The sequence below is a fragment of the Campylobacter sp. BCW_4323 genome (assembly GCF_001763115.1).
GTDB lineage: Bacteria > Campylobacterota > Campylobacteria > Campylobacterales > Campylobacteraceae > Campylobacter_D > Campylobacter_D jejuni.
In genome coordinates this window covers 1-4,320 of sequence record NZ_MJYC01000043.1, presented here as the reverse complement: position 1 = coordinate 4,320, position 4,320 = coordinate 1, and the positions used below count along the sequence as shown (strand labels likewise).

Sequence of the window (4,320 nt, the reverse complement as noted above, 5' to 3'; positions counted from 1 at the left end):
ATTTCCATTTATCCCCATATACATAGCCTTAAGATTGTTTTGTCCTATGATATTGAGTTTTTCTAGTAATCTTCTAGCCTTATTTTTATCTTCTATATATCTTCCTGTTTTATCTTTACTTGTATTGTAAATTCCATTAGCAAAATCTTGTAAAATTTGTAAAGCTTCATTGTAAGCATGAATAGGACTATCTTCATCCTTTTTAAAAGCACTAATTTGCTTTTCTTTATTTCTAAACTCTTTAAACAAAGGATGATTACAAGGAAGTTGATATATAGTGCATTTTTTAAGTTCTAAAGATTTTAACTCTTTAAAATAAAAAGTATAATCATCTATAATATATTTTTGTTCTTTTATATCCTCTAAAGCAGTTGCATTTCTTTTCTCATCAATAATCAAATAAGATAAAAGTCTTTTTAAAAGAAATTCTTTATTTTCTTCAAGCTTTTGATCTATTTCATAATGAAAGGAAAAATGAGTGTCAAAAACTCCTGTGCAAAGATCTATGCCATAAAAAATTTTCTTTAAATCAAAGCTAATGAATTTTGAGTTGATTGCAAAAGGATAAGTTACAAAATGATCTCTTATAACTGCTAAAGGATTGACTAATTTTTTTAAAGTATTGATAAAATCAATCTGTTTAACTTCTTTATTGTTGATTGTTAAATTTTTAATAGTTTGAATTAACTCTGTTTTAGAACTTATAAACATAAAAGATTCCTTATATAAAGCATTATTATATCATTTTTTATTTGCTAATATTTTTTGTCTCTATTAATCTCTCCTATCCATCTAAGCACATTACCCTTATCATCAATCTCTACTTCTAAATCTTTGTATTTGTTGTAAAATTTAGGAGCTAAGATTTCTTGGAAGTATTTTGTGCCTTTTGGGGTTGTTGCTATCCAGATATTGTATTGTGACCAATATTGTGGTGTATCCCAAGAAACATTACCTAAAACAAGACTACATCCATCCTCATCTAATGTCTCGAGATCATCCAACTCTCTAATAAATCTTTCTTTATAGAAGAAATTATCTCTAAAATATATCCAAGCTTGATATTTATCTTCTTTATAATAAGATAAGTTTGAGGGATAATCTATTTTATTTCTATCTTCATCACAATAAGATCCAAAATCTATATAACCTGCTAGAAAAAGTTGCCCCAAGACATTAATATATTCACTTATATAGGTAGGTTTGGGTGTATTTAAATAAAATGGACTGCTAATATTATCGATGCTGTAAGTATCTAATAAAATTAAATTATTACATTCCCACCTTGAGACACCCATGCTTTTTCCACAAATAAGCAAAATATAATATTCAAATAGTTCTAAAATACCGACCTTATCTTTTAAATGAGATGATATAATTAAAGTTGGATTAGCATAATCATTCTCTAAAAGCTGGGTTTTTTTCCATATATCAAAATCTATATCAGGAAAAAAAATAGCACACTTTTCGTTTTCATCCCATTTTATATACCTATATTTCATTTTTTATCCCATTTTCTATATGTATTGTTTTAAGATTTCCTCTTGGCTTATTGGAATTTATCTCTATGGTCTCACCCCCGCTTTTAGAAGTTTTCTTATATTGTATAATAGTTTGATCATCTAGTTTTCTCATATAAATCGGCTGTCCGTATTTTTTATCTACTTTATTTTCAAACTCTTCAGAATTTTTAGTTAACTTTTTCCATAATTTGTCTAATTCCTCTTTATTTTCAACTATTCTCCTGCGTTTATCTCGAACATTTTTTGGCAGTTTATCTACTATCTGCAACACTTCATCTTTAGTCAATGTTCTGGGTTTTAAATACTCAGTATCTTTAAAAAATTGCTTTATCCCTCTTAAAGCCGGAACAAATGTATAACTCACATCTTCCAAAGGTTTATCATTGAGTTCTAATTGACTAGGAAATACTATCTCAATAAACTCCCCACCGCCATCTTGTGTTTGTATTCTTATAACATTATCAGGGATGATTTCTTGAGCATTGTTTTCACTAGAACTTATATTATTGCTTTTTGTAGTGTTTGTGTATTTTGTGCCATTATTTATATTTACATCTTTATTTTTTGCTTTTATTTTGTTTTCACTAACCCCATTTACCACCACAAACTTACAAACATAAAGCTCTTGTTTTCTATCTTCATCTTCTAAGATTTCATCTAGTCCTTGTGCGATTTGAAGTTTTAAATTTTGCATTTTTGCAGGAGCTAAAAAAGTTAAATGATATTCGTTTAATTTTTTATTGTCTTCTAGGGAATTTTTGATGATTTTATCATACTCATGTAGCTGTGTAAAATACCCTACTCCTAAATCTTTATTTTCAAATTCCTTATAAGCACTTTTATAAACTTTAGCAATGTTTTTTGGGATAATAAAATAAAGTTTGATTAAATTAGTATCAAAGCTAAGATTTAATTCTTTAAATTCATAATCTTTACTAAAGTCTTGTTTGAATTGATTAAGAATATTTATATCCTCTATATCTTTTAAATCTTTTAAATCTATATTAAATTCATTTAAAGCCTTATCTTGTTCTTTTTTTTCATTATTGATTAAAAGATTATAGATAGGTAAATTATCTTTTTGAAATCTATCACTTTTATAATGAAGTCTTATTATAGGCTCTTTTAACTCTATTTGATTTTTACTTTGTTCTCCTAAGCCCTCTTTAGGATCAAAGCTGTGATCAAATTTAAACTTAGTAGGAGTAAAGCTTACTTTTAAAGCAAAGCCTTTATCTGTTTTACAAGCTGAGATGAGTTCTTGTAAGATTACATATTCATTATTGACTTTCTTTTGAGATAAGGATCCTTTTACATTAACAACTTTAGTACAAGGAACACTTACACCTGCTATAGTATTAGGACAAGCTACTATACTAGAGTTTAATAAATCACTTTCTAGCATTATAGGCACACCATCATCTTTAAAAGTTTTTCCTTTGTTTGATTTAAGTATGACTTTACCTCCATGGATACATTCTAGGTTTTGATTTTCTAAAAGAGCATGAAGTTTAGCTATAGCTTGTTTTTTATCTACTTGTGTGGTTTTTTGTTCTTTTAAAGTGTTTGAAATTAAGTCTTTATACTCTAAGCTTTGTTTGCTTAAACATTCTAATTTAATATTTAAAGAATTTTCTATAATAGAATAATTAAGCAAGCAAAGTTCATCATTTTTATAAAAGATACTAAGTCTTCCTAAACCACTGCTTTCATCTTTAGGAGAAAAATAATAACTGGGTGTATCTTGTTTTATAGTATTATCTTGATCTAATTCTCCAAAGTAAAAAGGATTGTTAGGAAGTTCATTTGAGCCTGTAAGGAGAGTGGAGTTTAGGAAGATATAAGCTTGATAGTTTTGAAGTTCTTCAAAAGTAAAATCTGTCGTTGCTTCTAATTTATAAAGTTCATCATAAATACTTTGACAATCAATGATGCTTTTATTTTCACAAAATAAATAAATACTTTTTTTATCTTTATGAATAGAATATAAAAAGTCTTTACCTATCATAATTTTCCTAAATAATACCTATTTTAGCTTTTCCATTAAAATAAAAGCTTGTGATATTTTACAAACTCCACCTAAATATTGCTCATCCCAAATTTGATCTTTTATTTTATAACTTTTTGAATTATATCCATATATTTTTGTTATATTATTAATATTTTCAAGACATTTCATATCTTTATAAACCACAATGAAAATTCTAAATTCCCCAATGGCAATTTTATGAGCTAAGTTTTCTTGATTATTAATAAAGGAACAATCTTTTCTGTATTTATTAAAATCATTTTTATCAAGAATTAAAATATATTTTTCTTTTTCATGTACTTTTAAAATAAAATCTATGATTTTTGTTTGACTAGTGGTAGGAGCTTTATAGCTTGCATAATAATTATCTCCAAGCTCTTCTAAAATACCATTTGTTTCTTGCATTATGGTGGCTATTAATGAAAGAAAATATTCAAAATGATTGATTTTTTCTGGAGAACTTCTAAAAAGTCCAAGAGGTCCATTTTTAAGAGCGAAATTTTTATTATTAATAGCATTATTTTTTAACACAAAAGTTTCTGTATAAATTTGAATATTTTTCATAAAATGATTAAGATACTCTATACACTCACTAAGGCTTTTATCTTTGACCTTATTATAGTTAGCATCTAATTCTAAAAGATAAGAATAAAATAGAGAGTATTAACAAGAGGTTTTATAGAGTGATCATTTTTCCCTGTATATATACCTAAAGCATTGCTTGCACCATATTGAGCTGAAGCAATGATTTCAATTTTACCATTATCA

Annotated in this window: 2 protein-coding genes and 2 pseudogenes; all 4 read right to left on the bottom strand. The window is 26.4% G+C overall.

Annotated features, from left to right (window positions below; all coding sequences use genetic code 11):
• Nucleotides 1-711 (bottom strand): annotated as a pseudogene (locus tag AJN60_RS04085) (hypothetical protein); the annotation flags it as partial.
• Between the two features lie 44 nt (nt 712-755).
• Nucleotides 756-1,502: a hypothetical protein gene (locus AJN60_RS04080; RefSeq protein ID WP_070285915.1), complete on the bottom strand. Its 747-nt coding sequence runs from the start codon at nt 1,500-1,502 to the stop codon at nt 756-758.
• Nucleotides 1,492-3,180, bottom strand: a complete 1,689-nt coding sequence (locus AJN60_RS04075) for a lysozyme (protein WP_070285916.1) — start codon at nt 3,178-3,180, stop codon at nt 1,492-1,494. The genes AJN60_RS04080 and AJN60_RS04075 overlap by 11 nt, the downstream gene beginning before the upstream one ends.
• Before the next feature lie 358 nt (nt 3,181-3,538).
• Nucleotides 3,539-4,320 (bottom strand): annotated as a pseudogene (locus AJN60_RS09700) (hypothetical protein); the annotation flags it as partial.

Bases quoted from the DNA above. Each gene is read 5' to 3' on its own strand.
- AJN60_RS04080 (WP_070285915.1), bottom strand. From the start codon at position 1,502: ATGAAATATAGGTATATAAAATGGGATGAAAACGAAAAGTGTGCTATT.